Raw genomic sequence first — 25,051 nt, forward strand, 5'->3', positions numbered from 1 at the left:
TCGCTTCATGCCTGTTTTTTCGTCATTGAACCTTAACCAACGCTTGTATCTCTCGATCAAGATCGCCTTTGAGGCGTTCACTTTGAAGGTTATCTTTCAATCGCAAGACATCCTCCAGCCGTTCCTGACCAATTCCTCGTTGCATCGCTAGTACAAGCGTCTGTAACATCATCGCTTGGTCGAATCCACTTGCGGCAAGCCACGCATCTTGCATCGCCCATATCTTATCGACGCTCTGCTGAAGCGTCTGATTCGGTAATTCAATGCCGTTGACAAGGAGATGGACTTCGAGTTGTCCGATGTAATGCTTCGCGTCGTCGATCGCCACAGTGACGAGTTTTTCCCACGCCATTTGCATGCCGTCTGTATCGTTTTCAAAAATCGCGATGAGTCCTTTCGTCAAATCGACTTCGATCCGTCCGACGGCAGTCGTTTCACTAAAGGCAAAAAATTGTTCCAATCGATCAAACTCTTGCTGTGATTGCTCGATTTCCCCTTCTAGATATAAAAACAGTCCGAGGAAACGTTGAAACGAAATGACATGATAATAGACGTCTTGCTCCCGCATGTATTGAACACCTTCACGCAATAAGGCAATCGCTTCTGCGTAATGATCATCAAACAAACTCGCCCGTAGCGCACGAAGGATTTGGAAATTTAAATAGGTTTTCGGCGCCAGCGGAATCTCGCGTGGTACATCCATTGCTTCGATCAGCTCGTACGCTTCCTTCGTCCGTTTGAGATTGAATAAAAAATAGACTGTCGAGATCTGAACGAGCAACTGCTCATCTTGACGACCGAGCAGTTGAAAAATTCGCTCTGCTTTCTCGTAATATGTCAAACCAAGCTCCGGGTCAGACGCTCGGAGGGCATCGCCGTATTTATGGTAGACCTGCCCTTGCCAATAGGAAGTCGTTTCCGGAACCAAGTAAGGTTCTAGAAGTTCCTGAATTTTTTCGTCTGAAAAATATGGGGTATGCCGTGAACGGATTGTTTCGATGAGTTCCCGCATCTGAACATCTCGCGGATCGAGCATTAATTCTTCGACTGTCACCTGTAATCGCCTAGCAATCGCCTGTAATGCGGGTACAGACGGTGTCGCCTTCCCATTCTCAACCATACTGAGCATCGACTTCGTGATGATGCCGGTCGCAACGTCCGTTTGTGTCATTTTTTTCTGTTTTCGGATCTGTTTGATACGTTCCCCTAACACACTGGTCACTCCTTTTATCATAAAAGTTAAATTATATTGAACTTTATCTTTACATTTTTCTTCCACTCCTTTATCCTACACTAAAGTTCAATAAAATTTAACTCTAAAGGAGTGAACATGATGTCATTTAATTTAAAGCGTGTCTTATTTGGAAAGTTTTGTTCGTTATTTGCGGCTAGTCTATTCACCTTCGTCGCCGGACTGACCGTCTTACGGGAAACATCGTCTGGTTTTCAGTTTGCGCTCGTCCTGCTTGCAGGATCAGTGCCACGAATTTTACTCTCACCGGTTGCTGGTGTCCTTGCTGATCGCTGGAACCGCAAACGAATCATCGTCATGACCGAAAGCTTAAGTGCACTCGTCTTGTTTGGACTTTTGCTCTATTCGCTACAAGCCCCTCTACATACCGTTCATTACATCGTTGCGAGTGTCCTCTTGACGAGCCTGTCAACGTTCCTGTCCGTCACCTTATCAAGCTCGTTACCGCGACTTGTAGCAGAAGAGGAGTTACAACGCGGGAACGCGCTCTTCTCAACGATTCAATCGACCTCAACGATCACCGCTCCACTCGTTGCGGGATTGCTTATCGCCACTGTCTCCATCACGCAATTCTTGATCTTACCGTTCCTCTTGTTTGCTTCTGCTGCCTGGTGGAATAGCCGCCTCCGCTTTCTTGCAGTGGATACTTCTCCTCTAGCTACTACCGATACGCTGTCTTTCGTCTCGGAGTTTAAAGAGGGCTACCGCTATCTGTTCCGTCAACCAGTCTTGACGACACTCGTCCTGATGGCGATCGTCCTGAACTTCTTTTTTGTCGCTTTTGAAATCTTGTTACCGATCATTTTGCTCGATCGACTGCAATTCACACCATTTCGGTTTGGACTGGTCGAGTCCGCACTCGGTGCCGGTCTTCTTGTCGCTTCGTTGCTTCTTGCCTTACCTCGCTTTACGGTGAAACGTCCGTTACGCACGATATTCGAGTCGCTCTTTTTAATCGCCTCTTGTTATGCGCTTCCTGCACTTGCCCTACTCGGCTATGTTCAACCTGCTCTACTACTACCTTTTTTCATGATTCTATTGTTCATCGACGGCATGCTCGTCTTACGGATGAATATTCCACTACAGCTCATCGTTCAAAAACAGACCGATCCGGCATACCTCGGACGTGTCATCGGCGTGCTGGAATCGGTCGCGATGGCGATGATGCCGATTGGTACCCTATTGTTTGGTTTACTCAGTGATCATGTATCTATCATCGTGCTACTTGGAGTCGGTACAGTCGGCTTATTCGGTGCTGCATCATTCGGATTCCTTCGACTTCGTAAAGACATCTTATCCGAGAGCATTCCTGTAGCAGACGCAAAAAACACGTCCTCCCTCACTTCGTGAGAAAGGACGTGCGTATCGGTCAGACCGTCGCTTTGACGGCATCCATGATCAATTTTAATGATTGTTGTTTTGCTTCCTTGTCAGCGATCATCGAAGCGATCATTACTTCGTCTGTCCCGTACGAATCAGCGAGCTCTTGCAATTGTTTTGCAACGGATTCCGGGTTACCAACGATCATCCGCTTCCGGTTTTCAGCGATTCGGAATTGGTCTTGGAACGTATACGGATACGCCGCTGCCTCTTCTGGAGTTGGCGTTCCTGTCGACGAGACCCCTTTTTCAAGTAAGAGTAGTGACAGATCCAGGCTTGAAGCTAACCGTTCTGCTTCTTCCGTCGTTTCAGCACACGTCACGAAGATCGAGACGAGCGTTTGTGGTGTCTCATTGAACGACGTCGCCATGAAGTTATGACGGTAGTAGTCCATCACTTCTTGTCCACCTTGTCCATTGATGAAGTGAGCAAAAGCAAATCCGAATCCGCGTTGTGCGGCGTTCAAGGCACTACCCCCACTTGATCCAAGCAACCAGCCTTCTGGTGTCGTATCGACTTCTGGTGTTGCGACGAGTCCCGCGAACCGATGTCCGGCAGGTGCTCCGTCTTTCAAGTAATCGACGAGATCATCGAGTTGTTCGCCGTAATCGGCTCCACCAAAACGTGGTGACGATCCTTCTTGCAACGCACGTGTCGCAAGCGGCATACCGCCCGGTGCCCGACCGAGTCCAAGGTCGATCCGGTTCGGTGCAAGACCTTCAAGGACACGGAAGTTCTCTGCGACTTTATAGGCACTGTAATGCGGCAACATGACACCGCCTGAACCGAGACGAATCTGTTTCGTCACCGCCGCCATGTAGGCAATCAAGACTTCCGGGCTTGAACCCGCCAGTGTTTTCGCGAAGTGGTGCTCAGATACCCACAGACGATGATAACCGAGTTCGTCCGCGATTTTTGCGAGCTCGACTGTTTCGTGTAAGGCATCAGATGGGGATTGTCCTTTAGAGACCGGGGATTGGTCTAAAATACTAAGTTTCATGTATGTCTCTCCTTTTTCTTTCGAATGCGTACCTACACTGTACGCCTCCTCGTTGTACGGTGCAACGAAACTGCTTCTTTCCGTCATGGGGACGTTTTCATTTTGAAATTCAGGGAACAATGCCTAAGTGAGCATAAAAATCTAACGAATGAGGTGGAGTCACATGTCAACCCATACTACGAATCAAGAAGCAGTCGAAACGGTCAAGAAACTGATTGATAAAATCGAAACAGCGATGCTGACGACGATTTCAGCAGAAGGGCTCGTATCGCGTCCAATGCAGACACAGGATATCGAATTTGATGGCGACCTCTGGTTCCTCACTTCAAAAGAGACAGACAAGTACCAAGAACTACTTAAGAATCCGAGTGTCAACGTCGCGTACGTCGACAAATCATACGTCTCGATTCGTGGGACAGCAGAACTCGTCGAAGACATCGAACGAAAAAAAGAGCTTTGGAGCCCACGCTATGAAGCATATCTTGGAACGACATACGAAGATCCGAAAGTCGTCTTGATCAAGGTCAACACGGAAGCTGCTGAATACTGGGAAACGGGAAACACGACGAAGTCCGTCAAACAAGTATTGAAGAAAGTCGTCGGCAAAGACGATGAGAACGAAATCAATAAGACAGTCGACTTGTCTTGACGAGTTAAACCCGCGCAACTTGCGTGGGTTTTTTCATGTGAAGATAGTCGTTTTTCTCAAAATGATGTAACATAATAAAATGAACTAATACGTAACTTAACTAAAAGGAGTACAATCATGGGAGAATTTTTTACATTATTACGCCGGGGAAACCGGTCGGCGCTGACGGCAGGCATTGTTAACTCCATCATCGCCATCATCAAGGCAATTGCCTACGTCCTGACGGGAAATGTCGCGATGTTCGCGGAGATGATGCATACGCTCGGGGACGCTGCCAACCAATTTTTCGTTTTCATCGGTTCTGCCCTCAGTAAAAAGGCACCGACGAAACGTTTCCCGAACGGCTTCGGTCGTCTCGTCAATCTCGTCTTGCTCGGTGCCATCCTCTTCGTCGGTATCATGGCGTACGAAACGATTCATGAAGGCATCGCCCATATCATTGAACCAACCGAATCAACAGGCTTCTGGATTACGTTATCCGTCTTATTCGCTGGTGTCGTTTTGGAGAGTGGCGTTTTTGTCAAAGCGATGCAAGAGATCGCACACGATGCGAAGTTAGACTCGAAAGGACCACGTTTGATTCTCGACAGCTTCCGCTCACTCAAACAAGCGAAACCCGCAACACGCCTTGTGTTCCTGGAAGATTTGGTCGCAACGGCTGGTGGCGTCGTCGCGATGATTGCCGTCATCATCTCGCATGTGACACCGTTCCATCAGGCAGAAGGAATCGCTTCGATCCTAATCGGACTGATGATGTTTTACGTCGTCGGAAATGTTTTCTTGCAAAACGCAGCTGGTGCACTGGGTGAAGCCGATGAGACGATGGCAGCACGTCTCGGCGGACTAATTATGAAGGATCCTGACGTCAAGGATATTAGTAAGCTTGAAGTTATTAAAGAAGGCGACCATTTCCATGTCGAAGTCGAGATCGAGGTCGATCCGGCGTTGACGATCGCACAAGCAGACGACATCAAGGACCGTCTCGAACTGCAGATTCGCCTGCAGCAAGGCATCATCGATGTGACGATCGGATTTGATGAAGACGATAAGATTCAACAGTACGTCGTCGCTTCTGACGAAACATGACACCATTCACGCAAGATGTCCTGACCATCATCCGTTCGATCCCTGTTGGTCGGGTCATGACGTACGGGCAAGTCGCTCGACTCGCTGGCCATCCGCGTAGCGCACGACAAGTAGCGCGGATTCTTCACAGTATGAGTAAAACGGAACGTCTACCATGGTACCGTGTGCTTGCTGCTGGTGGAAAACTATCGCTTGAAGGCGATGAACAGCGACTGGCGCTTGAAGCAGAAGGTGTCGAATTCCTGACCGCCCGTCAACTTGATTTATCACGTTATCAAGTCAAAAGTGAATAGATACAACAAGAGAGGGATGACCGGTCCGCAGACCAGTCATCCCTCTCTTTTTATCGTCATGAATCAAGCCTTCGACGTACTCGAAGCTACAGCGATTTGTCGACGTACTTCTGCTTCGAGTTGTGGTTCTGGTGGTTGCCAGCCTTCCGGTTTCATGACCTTTTGGTCCGATTCCCGGAAGATTGGTTTTCCGTCCGGTCCAAGCTTCGCCATGTTCGCACGCTGGACGATCTCAAACAATGGAGCCGGATCAAGCCCAATCTCAACGAAGCTTCCCATGATGAAGTAGAGAGCGTCCGTCAAGGCATCTCCTTGTCCGACGAGCCGTTCGACATCTGTTTTGGGTTGTTTCATCTGGAGCGATTTTTCGACCGCTGTATCAAGTCCTGACTTGAAACGTTCGATCGCTTCGAGAAATTCCGCTTCACTCGTCGCCGATTGATGCAGGAACTCAACGACCGCTTCTTCCGCCGTCCAAGTCGAACGTTTGATTCCACGATCGACCGTCATAGGTGTTGGCGTCATTGCACCAGGGTGTGAAAACACACGGTGGAATTCCTTTACGTCTTGATAATAATTTGTCATAACCGATCATCCCCTTTTACCGAATGTCTCCATTCTAACAGGTTCAGAACCGGAGTTCGACTCATTGATGAACGACGTCGAGTAAGGCCATCCCACGCGTGATCAATTCATTTCGCTGCTCAGACGTCGCTTTTAAGCGCTCGAGATCTGCAATCAGACGTGGTTGATCGACTTCATCCGCTAACTCGAGTAATTCAAGACGGAGTAACCAAGCGTCCGGTAACTGTACGAGTGTCTGGTCGATCAGTTGCGGCAACCGTTCCCGACCGGCACGTCCTTCACGAATCTCGCGGACGACTTCGAAGATCGGATCAGCCGCTGTCAACGGACGTTCGATTCGTTCGAACTCGACCGTTTCCGGAATCGGCTTCAGTGCTTCAACTTCCGTTCCCGGGAATGCTGACGTGATGTCACCGACGATCAATTCCATCCGGTCCATCGTCATCGTTTTCCCGTCGTTTACAAGCGTCGCTGCCTCTAAGACGACAAGCGCCCGGTTTCCATTGACATTTTGAATCGCTGTGATCTCCCCAGTGACGTGAACATTTCCTTCCGCCCAGTCGAGACGTTCACCGACTTTGACTTGCATCAATACTTCGTTCAATTCCTTGCCGTGAAGGAGTGTAAAGCCTTCCGGATGATCTGCCAGTCCTTGACCTGTCAACACTTCACCGTTCGCAGCAAGTGCTGTTGGACCTGTTAGTTTGACGAGATGCAGCGAATCGTGAATCTCTTGCGTTTCAGGAACACCAACGAGCGAGAGACCACTGTCGAAAACGAGCGTCGATAAGTTACCTGATTCGACCGCTTTCGTCAGTCCGTGGATACCACCACGGATGTAAGACATCGACTGTGCGAATTCTTCGAGAGCATCGCGGAGCTGTTCGAACGATTCACAAACGAAGAGTTCTTTTTGCATGCTCGTCACGTCATGTTTCGTCGCAAGTGCCTTCTCAAGCGAGAATGGATGTTTAACGACCGCGTCCGTTAAGCAGTGACGACTTTCACCGACAGATGATAGAAGACCTGCCCCATAGATTTGTGGGTTGTCGATATCACCAATCAGACCGAATTCAACCGTCCACCAGAACAGACGTGAGATTTCGTTCGCTTCCGAAATCCCTTTGACGTGTGTCCGTGTCTCCGCGAGTTCAACTTCAGCTTGCTCGATGTCGGCTGGCGTCGAGAACGGGCTCTCTTTGACGATCGTCAATTTCTTTAGTGCCTTGAATACATCATGCTCAGCTTTATGGTTAAAGGCATGTGCCCCGATCTCACCGAAGCGTCGAACGAATTCCGCGTAGACCGGGTTCATCAAGATTGGCGCGTGCCCCGCTGCTTCATGCAAGATATCTGGCGCTGGTGTGTAAAGAATGTTATCGACCTTCCGGATGTCAGTCGCGATCGGCAAGAGACCGTGCCCTTGGAAATCGAAGAAGGCGACGCCAGGAATGAGACCATCAACAGCGACTGTTCCCCAGCCTCCACGGCTTAGGTTCGCTGTCATCTCACGCACATCCGGAATCCGTTCCGGGCTGATACCCGATGCAGCAAGCCCTTCGAGGTATGCCGGATGTGCTGTATCTTGTAATGTATTTAAATTCAGTCGCATGACGTATCTCCAAACGGCATGATCCGTTGGTGTGTAGTCTTCGTAGTGCTGTGGTGCGACGTGTGGACGTAAGTGACTTGGAATGATTGGTGTAGACATATGAGTTCCCCCTTGAATGAATGTGAGATAACAAAAAAGCCCCTGCCGAACATATTGTTCGACAGGGGCGACGAAAGCCGCGGTACCACCCTGATTACCCAGTCATCGACTGAGTCACTCATGATTGGGATAACGGTGTGCTCCGCTCGCTTACGCAAGAAGCTCAGAAACTGTAATTCAACACCATCTGTGTACACGTTCGCAGCGCCACGTGCTCTCTGAAACAGGGAGATGGTCTTTACTTCGGTTTCATCATCGCTTAATCTTTCGTTCTGTTATGCTGTTATACTGTTATGCTTTTAGCAAGTAAAGTATCGTTAAGGAGGACTATACGCTTACTTTTTACTTTCGTCAATGGCTTTTTTACGTTTAAATCGATTAAATGTTTTATCACGGACTGATTTTTGTTCGATCGTCAGTGAGGTGATGTGACGACGAAGCGCACCATTGAGCCGTTTTTCGAATGCCTCAAGCTCTTGGATCCACTCGTTCATCGAAACGACGATCGGTAAGATTTCCATGATGACTTCTTCCTCGAGTTCATCGCGGTCCAGGAAAGAGTGTTTGACGAAGGCGATGTTCTCTTTGACGAGATCCTCCATCGCAAGTGGTTCTTCCGTCAACAAGAGATCATATGTCAGTAAGACCTTCTCCTGGCGCTGAGCGATATGCATCAAGTGATAGAACAACTCGCTCCGAAGATCGTCCGCGATGGAGTCGAGTGCCTTCTCTCGCTCTCTGAAGCGCTCTGCCGTCGCGACACCACGTTCAAGGCACGATTGCATATGTTTGAGGATTAACAGGTTCCGTAAGAGCGAGGCGTGCTTCTGACGCGTTCCTCGAATCTCTTCCTTGTGTAGGTTGAACAGATTTTGTGTCTCAAGGAGCGAACGTCCCATCTTATCGATTGCCGCACGATACGGGGCGACCTTGCCTTCAAAGGCAATCGCTCGCGTGACGACGAGCAGCTTCTCGAAGAGTTTCGTCGCTTTCTGGTAATAGACATTGCCGTAGCGCGGCGGGAAGATCAACGCATTGATACCGAGCGCACAGCCGATCCCGAGCATGACGAGCAAGTAACGGATCAAGACGACTTGCCAAAGTGGCTCGGTCGCGGTCGCTACACTCTCAAGAATGACGATGATCATCAAGACGACGTGTGGAATCGTCCGCCCAAAACCAAAGGCAAGCAAGATCGAGATTGCTGCCATGATGACGATTCCGATCGCAAGCGGATTCGCCGGATTATCCCCTAAAATCCAAAGTGCGAGTAACGTCAAAAAGGCACCAATCAAGTTGGCCTCTGCTTCCTCGAGAAATTGTTTCCATGTCTGATAGACCGAAGGCAGGAGTGTCGTCGCTGCCGAGATTGCAGGCAGGATCGGGCTAAGGTTGAACAGATTACTGATCAACAGCGCCAAGATGACTGCAAGACCTGTCTTGATGGTCCGTGGTCCGATTTGTAAGGATTGTCCACCCATGTCCATCCCTCCTTCTTATTCAGTATGCCCTCTATTCTTCACCGTTAGCCGTCAAAATTCAACAAAAAATCCCCTCCGCTTGAAAACGGAGAGGATTTGAGTGAATTATGATGCTTTCGTACCTGTTCCTTCTGTCATTTCCGCTTTTGCGACCGATTGGTCAACGAGCGGTTTTTTGAGGAAGGATAGGATTGCCGCACCGACGAGTGACCCGATGAGGATCGCACCTGCGTAACCGACGATTGCCATAACTGTACCTGATGGACCATCAAGGAGCGGGAAGACGAAGATACCGCCGTGTGGTGCCGGGAGCAAGACGCCGAAGACGATTGTCAACGCACCAGCGATCGCTGAACCGATGACGCTTGACGGAATGACGCGGAGTGGATCGGCTGCTGCGAATGGAATCGCACCTTCTGTGACGAACGATGCACCCATTGCGTAAGCAGCGATACCTGCTTCACGTTCTTGCGGTGTGAATTTCTTACGTGCGAACAATGTTGATGAGAAAGCCACGATGAGTGGTGGAACCATCCCACCTGCCATAACGGCTGCCATGACTTCTGTGTTACCTGCTGTAAGAGCAGCTGTACCGAAAACGTATGCTGTTTTGTTGATTGGACCACCCATGTCGATTGCCATCATACCTGCGACGAGCATACCGAGGAGGATTGCGTTCCCGCCACTGAGTCCGTTCAATGAATCCGTGAGCCATTTCATGAATTGCGCGATCGGCTCATTGATGACGAGCAACATGATCATCCCTGTGATGAATGAACCAAACAATGGATAAAGCAAGACTGGTTTGATTCCTTCAAGAGCTGCCGGGAGACCTTTGAAGACTTTAACGAGTAAGAGAACGACGTAACCAGCAAGGAAACCGGCAATCAATCCACCGAGGAAACCAGCGTTACCACTGCTTGCAAGGAACCCAGCGATCAGACCAGGAGCAAGACCTGGTTTATCAGCGATCGACATCGCGATGAATCCAGCGAGGATCGGAATCAAGAGACCGAATGCGGCTTTTCCGATCGTCATCAATTGTGCAGCAAATTCATTGTACGATGGATCATCCGGGTTTGCGGAGTTGATGCCCCAGAAGAAGCTGATCGCGATCAAGAGACCACCAGCGACGACGAGTGGCAACATCGCGGATACCCCACTCATCAAGTGTTTGTAGAATCCACCACGAGCTGGTTTTGAACTTTCGCTTGAACCGCTTGCTTTGTAAACAGGCGCGTCCTGTTTGACGGCACGGTTAATCAATTCTTGTGGTTTACGAATTCCTTGTGCGACCGGTACTTCAACGACGTGTTTCCCGTTGAAGCGATCCATCTCAACCGCTTTATCCGCAGCGACGATGATCGCTGTCGCATCGTTGATGTCTTGTTGTGTCAAACCGTTCTTGACTCCTGTCGATCCGTTCGTCTCGACTTTGATGCGGACACCCATCTCTTCCGCTTTTTGACGAAGGGCATCAGCTGCCATATACGTGTGTGCGATTCCTGTAGGACAAGCTGTGACAGCAAGGATATACGGTGCGTCTTGGTCGACGTTGTCGCTTGAGACGTCAACCGGACCTTCTTCTTCGCGTTCCTTCGCTTCGATCGCTGCGATCACTTCGTCTTTTGTTTTAGCCGCAAGAATCGTATCGCGGAAGTTCATATCCATCAGATAAACGGATAGTTTCGAAAGTGTTTCAAGGTGCGCATTATCTGCGTTCTCACCCGCTGCGATCATGAAGAACAACCGACTTGGTTGACCATCGAGTGCTTCGTAGTCAACACCTGCCGAACGACCGAAAGCGATCGCTGGTGTTTTGACTGCTGCTGTTTTTGCGTGTGGGATGGCAATGCCTTCCCCTAAACCTGTCGTGCTTTGCGCTTCCCGTGCGAGAATCGCTTCTTTATATGCCGAGCGATCGTTCAGTTTTCCTGCCCGATCGAGGACGTTGACGAGTTCGTCGATGACAGCGGCTTTAGATGACGCTTGTAAATCGAGCTGAATCGTATCACGTGTCAAGAGATCAGTAATTTTCATGAGTAGTCACACTCCTTTTAGGATTGAATGAGTTCAACGACGTTAACATCTACGAGGAGACGATCAATATCTTCCTTCGTACAAAGACCGAAGGAATAAGCAGACGCGCTACCAGTCGTCACCGCATAGCGGAACGCTTCTTCTGGTGATTTACCGAGCGCATGGCTGGCGACGAATCCGGCGACGAGTGAATCTCCTGCACCGACAGAATTGACGAGCTTTCCTGCCGGTGTATTTGCCGTGTAGGCACCTTGCCGATTGACGAGCAGTGCTCCGTCTCCTGCAAATGAGATGACGACGTTCTCGGCACCACGCTCGACGAGCTGCTGTGCGTATGGAACGGCCATCTCCTTCGACGTAATCTCGACGTCGAAAATTTCACCGAGTTCATGGTGATTCGGCTTGATTAAAAATGGACCAAGCGGTAAGACTTCAAGCATCGCTTCCTTCGTCGTATCGACGGCGAAGCGGACGTTCCGTTCATTCAAGATCGTCGCGATATGACGATAGAGATCATGCGGCAGACTGCTTGGGATACTGCCTGCGAAGACGACGATGTCACCGGCTTGCATCGTCTTGAATCGGGATAATAAATGCTCCAGCTCTTCCGGTTGAATCTTCGGTCCCGCTGCATTCAGCTCAGATTCTTGATCGGCACGAATCTTCACGTTGATCCGCGTCTCATCTTGAATCGGTGTGAAGTCTGTTAACACGCCTCGTTTCTCGAGTTCTGTCCGGATGAATTGTCCGGTACTTCCCCCAAGGAATCCGAGTGCTTGTGTTTCTACCTCATAGTTTTTTAGGACGAGAGAGACGTTGATTCCTTTCCCTCCGGCCACTTTTTCCGCCTGTTCGACACGATTGACTTGTCCTGCCTCAAATACCGGTAACGTGACATAATAGTCGATGGATGGATTGAGTGTCAGTGTATAAATCATTTCGCGTTCACCACCTCTGTGTATTGACTGTATTTCGCTTCTTGCTCGCTGGATGTCGTCGTGATGATCGTCGCCGCTTGCAAGGACGCCACCCGACTGAAGCTGATTGCATCCAGTTTCGTCTCATCGACGAGTACATACGATTGTTTTGCTAACTCGATCGCTGTCTTCTTTACGAGTGCCTCTTCCGGATCTGGTGTCGTGAAGCCTTGTGTCGGATGAACACCGTTCATCCCAAGGAACGCGACATCAAAATGGTAAATCAACATTCCTTCACGTGCGTTGTAACCGACGAGTGCTTGCGTTGAATGCTTCAGTTGACCTCCGACGACGAACGTCGGGATACGGTGATAGAGTAACGTGTTCGCTAGAGGAAGACTGTTCGTCACGACCGTAATCGCCTTCTCTTCGAGATACGGAACGATGGCAAGCGTCGTCGTTCCGGCATCGAGGTAGACATACATGCCGTCTTCGATCAGGTCAGCGGCCGCTCGTGCGATCCGTTCCTTTTCTTCGACATGTTTGTCACTCTTTTCGAAGTAACTCGGTTCCTCAATTTGCAAATGGTTCGCTGTCGCGCCCCCGTGCACCCGACGCAGATGACCTGCTGTCTCAAGCTGTGATAAATCCCGACGAATCGTAGACTCACTGGCACCGGTTTGCTCGACGATTTTTTGCATCTTGACGACTTCTTCTCGAGCTAGTAATTCGAGAATGAGTTGATGGCGTTTTTTCGTTAACATAAGGTTTCCCTCCACATCTATAATATAAAGCGTTTACATTCAAAAATCAATCAAAAACGTTCAAAAATTATATAATTTCTCTATAAAACGTTCAAAATACGACTTTTTTCGACATTAAACCGTCCTTATAGTTTCATTATACATCAAAAACGGTCATATGATGACTGTTTTATCGAATAAAATCAATCATTTTTCAAATTATCTATGTATTTCGCAAAATAAAAAACCGCTTTCCAAAGTAATGTGGAAAGCGGTGAATGAAATTCAATCATTTCGGTCATCTTCGTTCACTGGACTTCATTTTGCAGGCGACCGATTCCTTCAATCGATACCTCGACGACATCCCCTGTCTGAAGGTAGACCGGTGGTTTCATGCCGTGACCCACACCAGCTGGAGTTCCTGTCGCAATGATGTCCCCTGCTTCAAGCGTCATTCCGCGCGACACTTCAACTAAAATCGTCACAACGTCACGCAACATCAACGCGGTTGATCCCGACTGTCGGAGTTGCCCGTTCACGCGCGTCTCGACGAGGACGTCACGCGGATCAAAGCTGTCCGCTGAGACGATGACCGGTCCGAACGGACAGAACCCATCAAGCGATTTACCACGGAAGAACTGGACGTGTTCTTTTTGTAAATCCCGCGCTGTCACGTCATTGACGATACTATAGCCGAACACGTGATCAAGTGCATTCTCAGGTGTCAGATCACGCCCCGTTGTGCCGATGATGATGGCGAGTTCTCCTTCATAATCCAGTTGCTGTGTCAAATCCGCATGCCGCTCAATCGATTCGAACGGACCGACGATCGATGTCGGTGCTTTCGTGAATAAGACGAATTTCCCCGCTCCCGCCGTATCCATCTCCTTGATGTGATCGGCATAGTTCTTGCCGACACAGATGACGTTACGTGCCGGTACATACGGTGCGAGCTGGCGAACATTCCCTTTAAGTAACGGTGCGATATCCAAATCAAGATCAACATCGAACTCACGTGAAATCACTTCAAGCAATGAATCCGTATAGACTTGTGCCGTCACATCATATGTAGAGCCATCCCGTTCAACCCCGATGCCTACTTTTCCGTCTTGCTCAAATCGAAACCATTTCATTCTAATTGCCCCCTTTTGTTTTAAGTATAGCGAACCCAATCAATGGACGCACTTTTCATCGATATATCAGAGATTAAAAAAAGTAGCCGACACTGCTCCGGCTACTTCTCCCTATCTCTACCTTCTCATTTAATCTTTACGCAATCCGTTGAGCGAGCCGATCAACAAGAGCCCGCGACTCTTCATTCAATCCAACGAGTTCGACTTTTTTGCCAAGTCGTTCGTATTTCAAGACGACGTTTTCGATTGCTTCAATAGCGGAATCATCAAACAAGTGACACGCTGAGAAATTAAGCGTGATGACGGACGATGGATCAGCCTCGAGCTGGAACTGTTCTGAAAATGTCGTCGTCGATGCGAAGAACAACGGTCCACGTATTGTATAACGGACTCGATCTGTTTGCTCCTTGCGCTCGACTTGAATACGAGAAATTTTTGACGCGAATAATAGCGCAGCAAGCAAGATCCCGACAAGAACGCCCATCGATAAGTCATGCGTCAATACGGTGACAAGAACGGTTGCGAGCATGACCGCAGAATCACTCTTCGGTGACGTCTTGAGCATCTTAAATGAGCCCCAGTCAAATGTCGCATACGAAACGAAGAACATGACACCGACGAGCGCTCCCATTGGAATCGTCATCAATAGATCGTTCATCGTAAACATCAACAGCATCAGGAACACACCTGCTGTCAACGTCGACAAGCGACCGCGCCCACCGGACGTAACATTGATGACCGATTGACCGATCATCGCACAGCCCGGCATTCCACCGAACATACCTGCGATGATGTTCGCAATCCCTTGTCCGCGTGATTCCATTGCTTTGTTTGATGTCGTATCCGTCATCTCATCGACGATTCGTGCCGTCAGCAACGATTCGATCAAACCAACGAATGCAAGTGACAAAGCATACGGGAAGATGATTTGCAGCGTCTCAAGCGAGAACGGAACATCCGGTAAGAAGAAGCTTGGTAACGCCGCTTCGATTTGTCCCATGTCCCCGATGACTCGTGTATCGAGTGAGAAGACGACCGTCAACACTGTCATGATCGTAATCGCAACGAGTGGTGCCGGAATCGCTTTCGTCACGCGTGGGAATAACAGGATGATGGCGAGTGATGCTGCGACCATTGCGTACATGATCCAGTTCTGTCCTTCGAACTGCGGCAGTTGTGCCGAGAAAATCAAAATCGCTAAAGCATTGACGAATCCGACCATGACGGATCGAGGAATGAATCGTAATAACTTAGCAATTCCTAAAAATCCGAACGCGATTTGTAGAATTCCGGCAAGGATACCGGCAGCTAGTAAATAATCGACACCATGGTCCTTGACGAGTTGGACAACGACGAGTGCCATCGCACCGGTCGCAGCTGAAATCATTCCGGGACGACCACCGGCAATCGAGATGACGATCGCAATGATGACGGAAGCGTATAAACCAACCATCGGGTTAACGCCAGCGATCAGCGAAAACGCGATTGCTTCCGGAACGAGTGCCAAAGCAACAACGATTCCGGACAGCAAATCCGCTTTTGGTTGCAAGAACCACTCTTTTTTCCATTGAGTAAACATATGATGATTGAGACCCCTTTTCTAATATGAATGGTCTCAGTGTAATCGGCTAAGTTTCAAAAAGCAACCTTTTTAGGAAGTTTTGGTCCGAATGCGGGCAATCTCATCGACCATCGCTTTATAAGTCGCCATGATTTCCTGTCCCGCGAAGACTGGATCTTCATCCATCGTCTCGAGTGCACGACGCAGAAGATGAATTTTTGGTTTCTTCCGTTCAAGTAGTTCTTCATAGATGAAATCGAGAACTTCTTCATGTGCTTCCTTTGATTCTTCGGAAATCGAAGACAAGGTGATCAAACGTTTCATATGCGCACTCGTCTTTTCGAATAAATCCTTCCGAATGACGACTTCATCTTGTGGACGATCAAGCCAGACCGATAGGAATCTTGGCGGAATCAACTGTTCCTCCGTTCGACTGACGTCTTCGACGAGATGCGTCAACCGATTGAACACATATCGGACGACCCGTTCTGGTTGGGTGTTCGGCTCGGATTGACGGAAGAAATACATCGCATATTGCAACATCCCCGTGTAAATGACCGCTAAATCTAGAAGATACGGTTCTTTCGTCTGACCGAATAAATCACGTAACCGCTCAAACGTCCACTCGATTTCAAGAAGACGGTTATTCTCCATGAACGTCTTCAGTTCTTTTTCATTTGAAGCAATCGCCTCTTCGAACAACGTATACAATTTATACTTTTGCATCAGTTCCAAGTAACAGTTACCTTGTTGGATGAACGTCTCATAATCCGAGACATCTCGTCCGACGAGAATTTCCTTACGCGCCGTTCGCATCTTTTCAAAAACAGTATTGAATACATCGATGAATAGTTCATTTTTAGAGGAGAAGTAATTATAGAACGTCCCTTTAGAGACGTTACTATGTTCGAGAATATCCTGAATGGACGTCGATTGATAACCTTTTTCGACGAATAGTTGATAGGCAGCATCTAATAATTGTTTCTTTTTTGGATTCATGGTCTTGTCCTTTTCTGTTCATAATTGGTTCGACAACCACTTATTTTAGTGTATGAAGCAAATAATTTGAACTCATTCGACTTCTGCTGGTAAGATAGCCAAGTCAGTCATAGAATTCAAGTCTAACATTTTAGACTCATAGTACAAAAGGAGCATAACGAAATGCAATCAAGCAAGCAATCATCACGACTTTATTTAATTTTAGCTGTCCTCATGGCAGGTGCGTTCGTTGCGGTCCTGAACTCGACCTTACTCAACATCGCCTTACCGTCGATCATGGGCTCATTCGGTATTCAGGCAAGCACCGCCCAGTGGTTGACGACGGGCTATATGCTCGTCAACGGAATCATGATTCCGACGTCGGCATTCCTCGTCCAGAAGTTTTCGACACGTCAACTGTTCTTGACAGCGATGACGCTGTTCTCACTTGGTACGATCATCGCTGGACAAGCACACATCTTCCCGCTTCTACTCGGTGCACGTATGATGCAGGCATCGGGTTCTGCGATCATGATGCCACTATTAATGAACGTTCTCTTGACCGGTTTTCCAATCGAGAAGCGCGGGCAAGCGATGGGCATCTTCGGACTCGTCATTACGTTCGCACCAGCGATCGGACCGACATTGTCCGGCTGGATTCTTGAACATTATGAATGGCGGATGTTGTTCCATCTCGTCACACCGATTGCGTTACTCGTGCTGTTCACGGGTGCCTTCTTATTGAAGAAAGAGACAGTTCGAAGTTCACTCAAACTCGATTTGTTCTCACTGGTCCTTTCAAGCTTCGGTTTCGGTGGTTTACTGTATGGTTTCAGTTCCGCCGGTTCTGCCGGATGGGGGTCTTGGACGGTCATCGGATCATTGATCATCGGTGTGATCAGCCTGACTTCCTTCATTATACGTCAATTCATGCTCGAAGAACCGATGCTTGAGTTCGGGATTTTCCGGTATCCGATGTTCGCTTTATCACAAGGGATTTCGATGGTCTTGAACATGTCGATGTTCTCAGCAATGATCTTGATGCCGATCTACATCCAGACGATTCGCGGTATCTCACCGTTTCACTCTGGTCTCTTAATGTTACCGGGTGCGATCGTCATGGCGATCATGTCACCGATCACGGGTCGTCTGTTCGACCGATTCGGTGCTCGGATCCTTGCTATCATCGGCTTATCACTGACGGTTCTAACAACGTTCTCGTTCAGTCAGCTAGCTGCGGATACGTCATATGCGTTTCTCGTCATCATGTATACGCTACGTTTCCTTGGGATTTCAATGGTCATGATGCCCGTCATGACGAACGGATTGAACCACATTCCGCAACATTTGACACCCCACGGTACGGCATTGAACAACACATTGTCACAAGTATCGGGTGCGATCGGTTCAGGTCTGCTCGTGACGATCATGACATCACGGACGAAACACCATGTCCCGGAATTCGCTTCACAACCTGAAGCCGCTAATCCGGAATGGTTGCAGATGCAGGCGATGATCGAAGGAATTAATGATACGTTCTTCATCGCGACGTTACTCGCACTCGCAGCCTTAATCTTGTCGTTCTTCATCAAAAAACGACGGACAACGACACTCGCAGTCGTCGAATCCGTCGATCAAGAACAAAAATATGCATGATTTGATTCTCTCCCGTCTGAAAAGATGGGGGAGTTTTTGTTTAGTCCAAACGTTCGTTTAGCTGCTGTCGATCGTAGATCCGTTGATTCGTACTACCGCGAAAACTCATCGTTCGGTCAAGTTTTGATAGGACGAACGGACCATCAATCAATCCGTCTAGTTGGCGCAACAAAGGATGCCATTCTAGCTGTTTGATGATATCTTCCAACATGTAGCCTGTGTATAAGAGTATCTCGTAGTCTTGTCCGAGTCGTTCAAGTAGCCGAAAGAGCGCTACCGCTTGTAATAACGGTTCCCCACCGGATATCGTCAGACGCCGGTGACCGATCGCTTGAATCCGCGCAACCGTCTCGTCAATCGTCCAAGCTACTCCACCTGCCGGATCCCAGGAGGATGGATTATGACAGCCGACACAGTGGTGTGGACAACCGGCAAGAAACAGAACCGTTCGTAAACCAGGACCGTCGACGACAGAGTCAGGAAGAAGGGAAAGAACGCGTAGCATCGTGCTTCACCCGATTCTGCTCTTCAGCCCGTTTTGCTTCATTCCAGCGGTCCAGCGTCCCGACGAGATATCCTGTGATGCGTCGAATCCGTTCGATCGACTTACTCCCGCAAACCGGACACTGATCCTCGATCGTCTGCTCCGTTCGGCAATCTAGACAACGATCGACGGGATGATTGATTGATCCATAGCCGATTCCAGCCTCTGCCATCAAACGAACGATGTCTTCAATCGCTTCCGGATTTCCAGCAAGGGCACCATCCGTTTCGACATAGGTGATATGTCCACCATTACATAAGGCGTGAAACGGAGCTTCGAGTTGAATCTTCTCACGGATCGTCACCGGCGCGTCGACGGGGATATGAAAGGAATTCGTGTAATACGGTTGATCGGTCACTCCTTCGATCTCTCCAAAATCACTGATATCACGGCGTGTAAACTTCCCGGATAACCCTTCGGCCGGAGTGGCAAGTAAACTAAAGTTCAATCCCGTCATCTCACCATAGTTGTCGACGACTGTTCGCATCGCTTGAATCAACGCAAGACCAATCCGGTGCGCCAGTTCGGAATAACCATGATGACTCCCAGTCAAGACGGTCAAACATTCCGCGAGACCGATGAAGCCGACCGCTAACGTCCCGTGCTTGAGGACCGAACCCACAGGATCCGTACTTTTTAACGTCTCACCGTCTTTCCAGACATGCTGATATAAAAATGTAAACGCGTCAGCCGTTTGGCTTGCCTGGAACTCATAACGTGCGATGAGTTGCCGGCATGCAAGTCTTGTTATGTCTTGAACAGACTCGAACATTTGATCGACCGTTTGACTCTGAAGCGCCAAGCGGACGAGATTGATACTCGTAAAGGATAGATTTCCCCTTCCCGTGACAGACGGTGCATCTTCCCGATCTTCAAACACACGCGTCCGACACCCCATATACGCGACTTCTGCTCCTCCCGGTTGCTCCTGACGGTTAAATGGTGCATCGAGAAACGCAAAGTTCGGAAACAATCGTTTTCCTGTCACGCGAGTGGCAAGTTGAAACAAATCGTAGTTCGGATCTGTCGGTGACAGGTTGACGCCTTGTTTGACTTTAAAGATTTGAATCGGAAAGATCGGCGTCTCGCCCTTTCCGAGTCCACGTTCCGTCGCTGTCAGCAAGGCACGCTGGAAGAGCCGCCCTGCTTGCGTCGTATTCGTTCCGTAGTTGACGGATAAAAACGGCACCTGTCCTCCGCCGCGCGAATGCATCGAATTCGTATTATGGATGAACGCTTCACATGCCTGAAACGTCTTTTCGTACGTCTCCTGCCACGCGCGCCGCTCTCGCTTACGTCGTTTCCAAAGGGGGACGAGGTCATTTAGTTTGCTCCATTCGCGTTGGTAGGTCTTCTCGACGAACGGTGCTAGATCATCGTCAAAGGTCGCGAAGGCTTGTCCGCCGTGCTGCATGTTTTGATTTGCCTGGACGATGATTGCCGCAAGGGCAAGGGCAGAACGAATATCTTGCGCTGGACGGATTGAACCGTGTGTCGTCTGAAATCCGTTTGAAAGTAGCTGACCGAGTGGGATCTGGGCGCAGGTCGTCGTCCCGGTCACGTAATAATCGGCGTCATGGATATATAAGATGTTATCGTCAAGCGCCTGCAGGACATCCGGTTCGAGTTGTCGCCGCATCATCTGTCGTGCTGCTTCCCCGGCAATCCGTTGTAATTTCGCCAGTGGTGTTTTTCCATCAATGTTGGCATTCTCTTGTTCGATATCTTGAGATGGTGTGAGTAACGCTTCCAAGCTTTGCATCGATCTCTTCCTCTCACGCTTTTTTGTAAACACTATAGCGAGAGTTCAGAAACGTTCGCAAGACCTGCACAACTTACGATTTTTTCAACTGTTTTAGCCGTTCTGTCATCAATCTGTTCGATTTATTGATTAAATATCTGTATTTTACTCGCTTTAGCCAAACGCATGGATTTGGACGAATCTCACACGAGGCACGACAAAAAAGAAGAGACGCAAGATATCGCCTCTTCTTCATCATTTCATTCTGCTTCGAGTAACGCGTCCGTCGCACTCGGCAACTTAACTCGGAAGACTGTTCCTTCTCCAAGAATCGATTCGACCTCGATGTTACCGTCATGTGCGCGAACGATTTCCTTACAAATCGATAATCCAAGACCCGTCCCGCCGATTTTTCGGCTGTCTGAGTTATCGACGCGATAAAACTTACTGAATAGATGCGGCATCGAATGACTTGGAATCCCGATTCCGAAATCACGAACGCTGAGTTCAATCTGATTGTGCTGGTGGGTCAGCGTCACGACGACATCCCCGCCGTCCGGTGAGTACTTCACCGCATTATTCAAGAGGTTGCCGAGTAATTGTTTCATGCTGTTTGCATCTGCCTCGACCATGAAGTCCTGTTCATCGTTTAAATCAAGCTGCAAACTGTGTTGTTCCGTAGCCGCTTGATAAAACTGAATTTGTTCTTTGACGATTTCCTTCAGGTCAAAGATCTGTTTGTCATACTCTTGCTTTCCTGACTCCATCCGCTGGACGTTCAAGAAGTCGCTGACAAGATCAGTCAGACGTTTCGATTCATCGTGAATCGTCTGCAAGTATCGCTTGTTCCGCTCGGGATCGAGATCTCGTTTCAACATGAGCTCCGTAAAGCCATAAATCGAGGAAAGAGGTGTTCTTAGTTCATGCGAGACCGTCGAGACGAGTTCCGACTTCACACGGTCGACTTCTGTCTCAGCCGTGACGTCACGGAAGACAAGAATCGTTCCCTTCGACTGTTCCCCATGCGCGATCGCTTCGGCATAAACTTGAATGAAGTATTCACCTTGATCGATTGATAAGGAGAACATGCCCTCCGGAATCTCACCCGATAAGACTTCTTCAAAGTATGCTTCAAACGCTTCCTTCTGGTCCATCTGTTCGAACATCGTCTCCGGTCGAACTTCAAGGAAGGTCATCGAATCATTGTCTTCTTCGACTTGTAACGACTGGAAGATATCAAATAACGCCTGATTCCCTAAGATCGTCTTCTCTTCGTGTTTGATATAGAGAATCGCTTCCCGAACGGAATTCAACAGCTGTGCCGTCTCTTTTCGTTCGTATTCCATCTGTTCGTAGAGTGACATTCGCATCAATGAGATCGCGATTTGTTTCGAAAACGATTCCAGTTCCGCTAAATCCTGCTGGTTGAATGGTGCGTCAAACCGTGCTAGATAAAGACAGGCAATCAATTCTTCTTTTGCAGGATCCATAATCGGAATGACACCTTCATAAACGTGATACGGATACTTGATGAGATCATCGTTCGCAACTTTTTTTGAGGAATGTGCGGTTTCTTTTGAAATCATAACTCGCTTTAACAGTAACGATTCTGTCTTCAGACTTTCTTGTTGTTCTTCCGTCATTTCTTTTGGAACGACTTGAGCGATTTCATTATTCTTAATCAGTAACAATGCCCCAAACTCTGTCTTCGTCAACCGGACGATGGTACTGATGACAGAGGAGTAATCAAATAAACTTTCTTTTGACGCAAGTGTTTCGATTAATTCATTACGATCTTGTAGATGCAACTCGTTTGTCCGGGTCACTTCCAAGGCGCGCTCAAGCTCGTTCTGTTTTTGCTTCAATATTTCCTGATTGTGTTCCATTTCTTGATTCTTAGTTGACAATTCCGCATGTTGTGATGAGATCGACCGTGCCATCTGGTAAAACGATGCCGTCAATTGACCGACTTCATTATGGCTGTCGACATCATGCTCGAGCGAAATCGACTTGCCTTCCGCAAGACGACGACTCTTGACGTTCAGTTCGCGGAGCTGTGACGTCACCCGATGTATCAACGGACGGACGATGAACAATAGACAAAATAAAAAAATCATCAAGTTCAAGAACCAGAACCATTGTGTCTTTTGTAACTGGTCGAGTACTTGCTCCTTCGTCCGACCGTCTGCATTATCCACGTATAAATAACTGGCAACCGATGTGATGACACTTAGTGCAAAGACACTATAAAAAATCGCCATCAACTGTCTGCCCAATTTCTCAGTCATCCAGTGTTTCATGTTCATAAATCCTCCTAGCAATAAGTTGCCCCTCGTTCAAGATGGTTTCCTCCTCATGTATTATCATCTAATGATTCCCGGAAACCTCTTTCTTGAACCCTTCACGATCGGGCAGGCGAGAGTCCAATCCCAGTCACGAGAGCAATCGCATCGATGACTTGCCCTTTCGTCAGATCATCCGTCTCGATCTGTTGACTGAACAGCGGATCGGATAATTGCCTTAGTCGTTGTTCCGCTTGTTGACCGCCCCACGAGTTTGGACGCTCAAAGCGGCTGATCAGGCGGCGTTTGACAGTTGCCTCCTTCGCCATCAGGGCGATATGACGGACGTCATGACCGTTCGCTCGTAACGTGCCGATGATTTCCTGAAAGTACGCTGGATTCGTCAAGGTCATCGGCACGATAATCCGCGCATCTTCCGTATCGAGCTGCTCGAGGAGCTGGCGGTTAAACGTGCGCCACAACGGCTCATCCTGAAAATCGTCCTTCTTTTCCGGCAGTTGCGCCCGTAGAAAATAACCTGTCTCTTCCGGGTCAAAGATATGTGAGCCGCTCCAGCGCTTTTGTAACCCAGTTGCTGCTGTCGTCTTCCCGACGCCAAATGTACCGTTAATCCAAATAATCATCATCTTCTCCTCCACCCTGTTTTCTGTTGTACTATACTGCTAAAACGGTCGACAAGTTTCAATCGGCTACAAAAAAACACTCCGTTAAAAAAACAGAGTGTTCATCCATATAACCATGTGATTAAAAACGGTGCGATGACGCTGGCACAGACGGCTGTCAATACCATCGTCAGCAGACCGACCGCCCCTTCGCGTTGATCAAGACTCATCGATTTCGTCGCGCCCATGACATGGGCAATCGATGCCAAGCCTACTCCGCGACTGACGAAGTGCCGAATCTTCAAGCCCGTCATTAATTTTGGTCCGACGATGGATCCCGTTAATCCGGTCAATAAAACGAAGGCTGCCGTCAGCGTCGTCGTCCCGCCAGCTTTTTGTGAGATCGCTAAGGCAACGGGTAACGTGACCGATTTCGGTAACAAGGCAAGGTTCGTCGTCCGCTCGAGATGAAGCAACAGACCGAGTAACAAATCTGAACTCATTGCAATACAGGTTCCAAGCAAGACACCAAGTCCGATTTCCGGTAAGAAACGCCGGACGTGATGTCGGACACGATAGAGCGGAATCGCAAACGCCGTGATCGCTGGACCGAGCATCTTCGACAAGTATTGTCCCCCTTGCATGTATTCTGCATGTGAGACGCCGCTATAGACGAGAATTACGATCAGGACAGCCGTCACCGTCAGGATCGGTAACGTCCAGACACGGGGATGACGTTGGTAAAGAAACATTGCACCACTGAATAAAAGAATGGTCAGGATGATCCAGAACAATGTCTCACTCATGTGGGGTCACCGCCTCTTTCCGGTGTGCCAAGCGATCGACGATATAAGCCGAGCCGACTAACGTCAGCAGGCTACTGACGACGACGATCAACACGACTTGAAGACCAGATGTTCGAAGGAATGCCGTATAATCCATGATTCCAGACAATGCTGGGACAAAGAATAACGGCATGACGAACAGCAGAAAGGTTCCGCCCCGTTCGACGGCAACGAGAGGAAGCAGTCGACTTTTTAACGTCACGTATAGAAGAATCAAGCCGATGATGTTACCGGGTAATGGTAACTGGAAAGTTTCGCTCACCCAGTCCCCACTGAGTGAAAAACAAAAAATAAGTGCGATTTGAGCAATGATTTGAATGATACGCATAACGCGTGAAAGCATGATAAAGGTCCCCTTGTTAACAGTTTCGGGTCTTATTATCCGCCTCTTTCCTTCAACAATCAATGAAATCTAGTTAATCTACTGAAGTAACCGTTCTCATGAAAATCCACACCTTTTTTTGTATTAGCACAAACAAAAACCAGTCAGTCGTGTATCAGTACAATAAATGATTCGAGACGAACAATAAGCGCAATCCTTCTCATTAGAG

Annotated in this window: 22 protein-coding genes and 1 other annotated feature; of the genes, 5 read left to right on the forward strand and 17 right to left on the reverse strand. The window is 48.6% G+C overall.

The genetic code is table 11. The features are described from left to right. Nucleotides 1–22: 22 nt before the first annotated feature. The gene (locus ACHWTJ_RS11020; RefSeq protein ID WP_294747396.1) at nucleotides 23–1,213 is read right to left on the reverse strand and encodes a helix-turn-helix domain-containing protein; all 1,191 of its coding nucleotides are present in this window, start codon (nucleotides 1,211–1,213) and stop codon (nucleotides 23–25) included. Nucleotides 1,214–1,333: 120 nt separating this feature from the next. On the opposite strand from ACHWTJ_RS11020, the gene ACHWTJ_RS11025 reads away from it, so the two are divergent. Then, nucleotides 1,334–2,602, forward strand: a complete 1,269-nt coding sequence (locus ACHWTJ_RS11025) for an MFS transporter (protein WP_394679715.1) — start codon at nucleotides 1,334–1,336, stop codon at nucleotides 2,600–2,602. A gap of 19 nt (nucleotides 2,603–2,621) precedes the next feature. On the opposite strand, the gene ACHWTJ_RS11030 is transcribed toward ACHWTJ_RS11025, so the two are convergent. Continuing rightward, nucleotides 2,622–3,632, reverse strand: coding sequence for an LLM class flavin-dependent oxidoreductase (locus ACHWTJ_RS11030; RefSeq protein WP_023467737.1), 1,011 nt, complete (start codon nucleotides 3,630–3,632; stop codon nucleotides 2,622–2,624). A gap of 163 nt (nucleotides 3,633–3,795) precedes the next feature. Here ACHWTJ_RS11030 and ACHWTJ_RS11035 point away from each other — a divergent pair, with 163 nt between their 5' ends. From ACHWTJ_RS11035 to ACHWTJ_RS11045, 3 genes are all read left to right on the forward strand, one after another. After that, on the forward strand, nucleotides 3,796–4,281 hold the full coding sequence (locus tag ACHWTJ_RS11035) for a pyridoxamine 5'-phosphate oxidase family protein (RefSeq protein WP_023467736.1): 486 nt from the start codon (nucleotides 3,796–3,798) through the stop codon (nucleotides 4,279–4,281). Nucleotides 4,282–4,398: 117 nt separating this feature from the next. Beyond that, nucleotides 4,399–5,367 carry a cation diffusion facilitator family transporter gene (locus tag ACHWTJ_RS11040; protein WP_394679716.1) on the forward strand — a complete coding sequence of 323 codons (969 nt, stop codon included), beginning with the start codon at nucleotides 4,399–4,401 and terminating at the stop codon, nucleotides 5,365–5,367. Continuing rightward, nucleotides 5,364–5,660: an MGMT family protein gene (locus tag ACHWTJ_RS11045; RefSeq protein WP_394679717.1), complete on the forward strand. Its 297-nt coding sequence runs from the start codon at nucleotides 5,364–5,366 to the stop codon at nucleotides 5,658–5,660. The genes ACHWTJ_RS11040 and ACHWTJ_RS11045 overlap by 4 nt, the downstream gene beginning before the upstream one ends. A 63-nt stretch (nucleotides 5,661–5,723) precedes the next feature. Here the strand turns inward: ACHWTJ_RS11045 and ACHWTJ_RS11050 are convergent, their stop codons facing one another. The 9 genes from ACHWTJ_RS11050 to ACHWTJ_RS11090 form a co-directional block, all read right to left on the reverse strand. Continuing rightward, a complete protein-coding gene (locus ACHWTJ_RS11050) occupies nucleotides 5,724–6,245 on the reverse strand; it encodes a hypothetical protein (RefSeq protein WP_394679718.1) in 522 nt (173 codons plus the stop codon). Between the two features lie 61 nt (nucleotides 6,246–6,306). Next, on the reverse strand, nucleotides 6,307–7,956 hold the full coding sequence (locus ACHWTJ_RS11055) for an aromatic amino acid hydroxylase (RefSeq protein WP_294749884.1): 1,650 nt from the start codon (nucleotides 7,954–7,956) through the stop codon (nucleotides 6,307–6,309). A gap of 60 nt (nucleotides 7,957–8,016) precedes the next feature. Then, nucleotides 8,017–8,221 (reverse strand) — a binding site (T-box leader). A gap of 70 nt (nucleotides 8,222–8,291) precedes the next feature. After that, nucleotides 8,292–9,437 (reverse strand): aromatic acid exporter family protein, encoded by a 1,146-nt coding sequence (locus ACHWTJ_RS11060; RefSeq protein WP_294742471.1) that lies wholly within the window; start codon nucleotides 9,435–9,437, stop codon nucleotides 8,292–8,294. A 105-nt stretch (nucleotides 9,438–9,542) separates the two neighbouring features. Next, nucleotides 9,543–11,477 (reverse strand): fructose-specific PTS transporter subunit EIIC, encoded by a 1,935-nt coding sequence (locus ACHWTJ_RS11065; protein WP_294742473.1) that lies wholly within the window; start codon nucleotides 11,475–11,477, stop codon nucleotides 9,543–9,545. 17 nt (nucleotides 11,478–11,494) lie between these two features. Continuing rightward, nucleotides 11,495–12,415 (reverse strand): 1-phosphofructokinase, encoded by a 921-nt coding sequence (gene pfkB / locus ACHWTJ_RS11070; protein WP_035408794.1) that lies wholly within the window; start codon nucleotides 12,413–12,415, stop codon nucleotides 11,495–11,497. After that, on the reverse strand, nucleotides 12,412–13,158 hold the full coding sequence (locus ACHWTJ_RS11075) for a DeoR/GlpR family DNA-binding transcription regulator (RefSeq protein WP_029341218.1): 747 nt from the start codon (nucleotides 13,156–13,158) through the stop codon (nucleotides 12,412–12,414). Before ACHWTJ_RS11075 ends, pfkB begins: the two co-directional genes overlap by 4 nt. 287 nt (nucleotides 13,159–13,445) lie before the next feature. Next, nucleotides 13,446–14,270, reverse strand: coding sequence for a fumarylacetoacetate hydrolase family protein (locus ACHWTJ_RS11080; protein ID WP_294749621.1), 825 nt, complete (start codon nucleotides 14,268–14,270; stop codon nucleotides 13,446–13,448). 136 nt (nucleotides 14,271–14,406) lie between these two features. Then, the gene (locus ACHWTJ_RS11085) at nucleotides 14,407–15,849 is read right to left on the reverse strand and encodes a SulP family inorganic anion transporter (protein ID WP_394679719.1); all 1,443 of its coding nucleotides are present in this window, start codon (nucleotides 15,847–15,849) and stop codon (nucleotides 14,407–14,409) included. Between the two features lie 72 nt (nucleotides 15,850–15,921). Beyond that, nucleotides 15,922–16,830, reverse strand: coding sequence for a TetR/AcrR family transcriptional regulator (locus ACHWTJ_RS11090; RefSeq protein WP_223041572.1), 909 nt, complete (start codon nucleotides 16,828–16,830; stop codon nucleotides 15,922–15,924). A 162-nt stretch (nucleotides 16,831–16,992) separates the two neighbouring features. Here ACHWTJ_RS11090 and ACHWTJ_RS11095 point away from each other — a divergent pair, with 162 nt between their 5' ends. Beyond that, nucleotides 16,993–18,465, forward strand: a complete 1,473-nt coding sequence (locus ACHWTJ_RS11095; RefSeq protein WP_294742485.1) for a DHA2 family efflux MFS transporter permease subunit — start codon at nucleotides 16,993–16,995, stop codon at nucleotides 18,463–18,465. 40 nt (nucleotides 18,466–18,505) lie between these two features. Here ACHWTJ_RS11095 and ACHWTJ_RS11100 read toward each other — a convergent pair whose 3' ends face one another. The 6 genes from ACHWTJ_RS11100 to ACHWTJ_RS11125 all read right to left on the reverse strand — a co-directional run bounded on the left by ACHWTJ_RS11100 (nucleotide 18,506) and on the right by ACHWTJ_RS11125 (nucleotide 24,843). After that, a complete protein-coding gene (locus tag ACHWTJ_RS11100) occupies nucleotides 18,506–18,970 on the reverse strand; it encodes a 4Fe-4S single cluster domain-containing protein (RefSeq protein ID WP_394679720.1) in 465 nt (154 codons plus the stop codon). Then, nucleotides 18,942–20,771 carry an anaerobic ribonucleoside triphosphate reductase gene (locus ACHWTJ_RS11105; protein WP_394679721.1) on the reverse strand — a complete coding sequence of 610 codons (1,830 nt, stop codon included), beginning with the start codon at nucleotides 20,769–20,771 and terminating at the stop codon, nucleotides 18,942–18,944. The genes ACHWTJ_RS11100 and ACHWTJ_RS11105 overlap by 29 nt, the downstream gene beginning before the upstream one ends. 239 nt (nucleotides 20,772–21,010) lie before the next feature. Beyond that, a complete protein-coding gene (locus tag ACHWTJ_RS11110) occupies nucleotides 21,011–23,050 on the reverse strand; it encodes an ATP-binding protein (RefSeq protein WP_394679722.1) in 2,040 nt (679 codons plus the stop codon). 101 nt (nucleotides 23,051–23,151) lie between these two features. Further along, a complete protein-coding gene (locus tag ACHWTJ_RS11115) occupies nucleotides 23,152–23,676 on the reverse strand; it encodes an AAA family ATPase (RefSeq protein ID WP_394679723.1) in 525 nt (174 codons plus the stop codon). 101 nt (nucleotides 23,677–23,777) lie between these two features. After that, nucleotides 23,778–24,461 carry an LrgB family protein gene (locus ACHWTJ_RS11120; protein ID WP_023467718.1) on the reverse strand — a complete coding sequence of 228 codons (684 nt, stop codon included), beginning with the start codon at nucleotides 24,459–24,461 and terminating at the stop codon, nucleotides 23,778–23,780. Next, on the reverse strand, nucleotides 24,454–24,843 hold the full coding sequence (locus ACHWTJ_RS11125) for a CidA/LrgA family protein (RefSeq protein ID WP_050677344.1): 390 nt from the start codon (nucleotides 24,841–24,843) through the stop codon (nucleotides 24,454–24,456). Before ACHWTJ_RS11125 ends, ACHWTJ_RS11120 begins: the two co-directional genes overlap by 8 nt. Nucleotides 24,844–25,051 lie beyond the last annotated feature (208 nt).

The organism is uncultured Exiguobacterium sp., assembly GCF_964277885.1.
GTDB lineage: Bacteria > Bacillota > Bacilli > Exiguobacteriales > Exiguobacteriaceae > Exiguobacterium_A.

Bases quoted from the DNA above. Each gene is read 5' to 3' on its own strand.
- ACHWTJ_RS11040 (WP_394679716.1), top strand. From the start codon at position 4,399: ATGGGAGAATTTTTTACATTATTACGCCGGGGAAACCGGTCGGCGCTG.
- pfkB (WP_035408794.1), bottom strand. From the start codon at position 12,415: ATGATTTATACACTGACACTCAATCCATCCATCGACTATTATGTCACG.
- ACHWTJ_RS11075 (WP_029341218.1), bottom strand. From the start codon at position 13,158: ATGTTAACGAAAAAACGCCATCAACTCATTCTCGAATTACTAGCTCGA.
- ACHWTJ_RS11045 (WP_394679717.1), top strand. From the start codon at position 5,364: ATGACACCATTCACGCAAGATGTCCTGACCATCATCCGTTCGATCCCT.
- ACHWTJ_RS11095 (WP_294742485.1), top strand. From the start codon at position 16,993: ATGCAATCAAGCAAGCAATCATCACGACTTTATTTAATTTTAGCTGTC.
- ACHWTJ_RS11085 (WP_394679719.1), bottom strand. From the start codon at position 15,849: ATGTTTACTCAATGGAAAAAAGAGTGGTTCTTGCAACCAAAAGCGGAT.
- ACHWTJ_RS11080 (WP_294749621.1), bottom strand. From the start codon at position 14,270: ATGAAATGGTTTCGATTTGAGCAAGACGGAAAAGTAGGCATCGGGGTT.
- ACHWTJ_RS11030 (WP_023467737.1), bottom strand. From the start codon at position 3,632: ATGAAACTTAGTATTTTAGACCAATCCCCGGTCTCTAAAGGACAATCC.
- ACHWTJ_RS11025 (WP_394679715.1), top strand. From the start codon at position 1,334: ATGTCATTTAATTTAAAGCGTGTCTTATTTGGAAAGTTTTGTTCGTTA.
- ACHWTJ_RS11120 (WP_023467718.1), bottom strand. From the start codon at position 24,461: ATGAGTGAGACATTGTTCTGGATCATCCTGACCATTCTTTTATTCAGT.
- ACHWTJ_RS11065 (WP_294742473.1), bottom strand. From the start codon at position 11,477: ATGAAAATTACTGATCTCTTGACACGTGATACGATTCAGCTCGATTTA.
- ACHWTJ_RS11100 (WP_394679720.1), bottom strand. From the start codon at position 18,970: ATGCTACGCGTTCTTTCCCTTCTTCCTGACTCTGTCGTCGACGGTCCT.
- ACHWTJ_RS11090 (WP_223041572.1), bottom strand. From the start codon at position 16,830: ATGAATCCAAAAAAGAAACAATTATTAGATGCTGCCTATCAACTATTC.
- ACHWTJ_RS11105 (WP_394679721.1), bottom strand. From the start codon at position 20,771: ATGCAAAGCTTGGAAGCGTTACTCACACCATCTCAAGATATCGAACAA.
- ACHWTJ_RS11035 (WP_023467736.1), top strand. From the start codon at position 3,796: ATGTCAACCCATACTACGAATCAAGAAGCAGTCGAAACGGTCAAGAAA.
- ACHWTJ_RS11125 (WP_050677344.1), bottom strand. From the start codon at position 24,843: ATGCTTTCACGCGTTATGCGTATCATTCAAATCATTGCTCAAATCGCA.
- ACHWTJ_RS11110 (WP_394679722.1), bottom strand. From the start codon at position 23,050: ATGAAACACTGGATGACTGAGAAATTGGGCAGACAGTTGATGGCGATT.
- ACHWTJ_RS11050 (WP_394679718.1), bottom strand. From the start codon at position 6,245: ATGACAAATTATTATCAAGACGTAAAGGAATTCCACCGTGTGTTTTCA.
- ACHWTJ_RS11115 (WP_394679723.1), bottom strand. From the start codon at position 23,676: ATGATTATTTGGATTAACGGTACATTTGGCGTCGGGAAGACGACAGCA.
- ACHWTJ_RS11055 (WP_294749884.1), bottom strand. From the start codon at position 7,956: ATGTCTACACCAATCATTCCAAGTCACTTACGTCCACACGTCGCACCA.
- ACHWTJ_RS11060 (WP_294742471.1), bottom strand. From the start codon at position 9,437: ATGGGTGGACAATCCTTACAAATCGGACCACGGACCATCAAGACAGGT.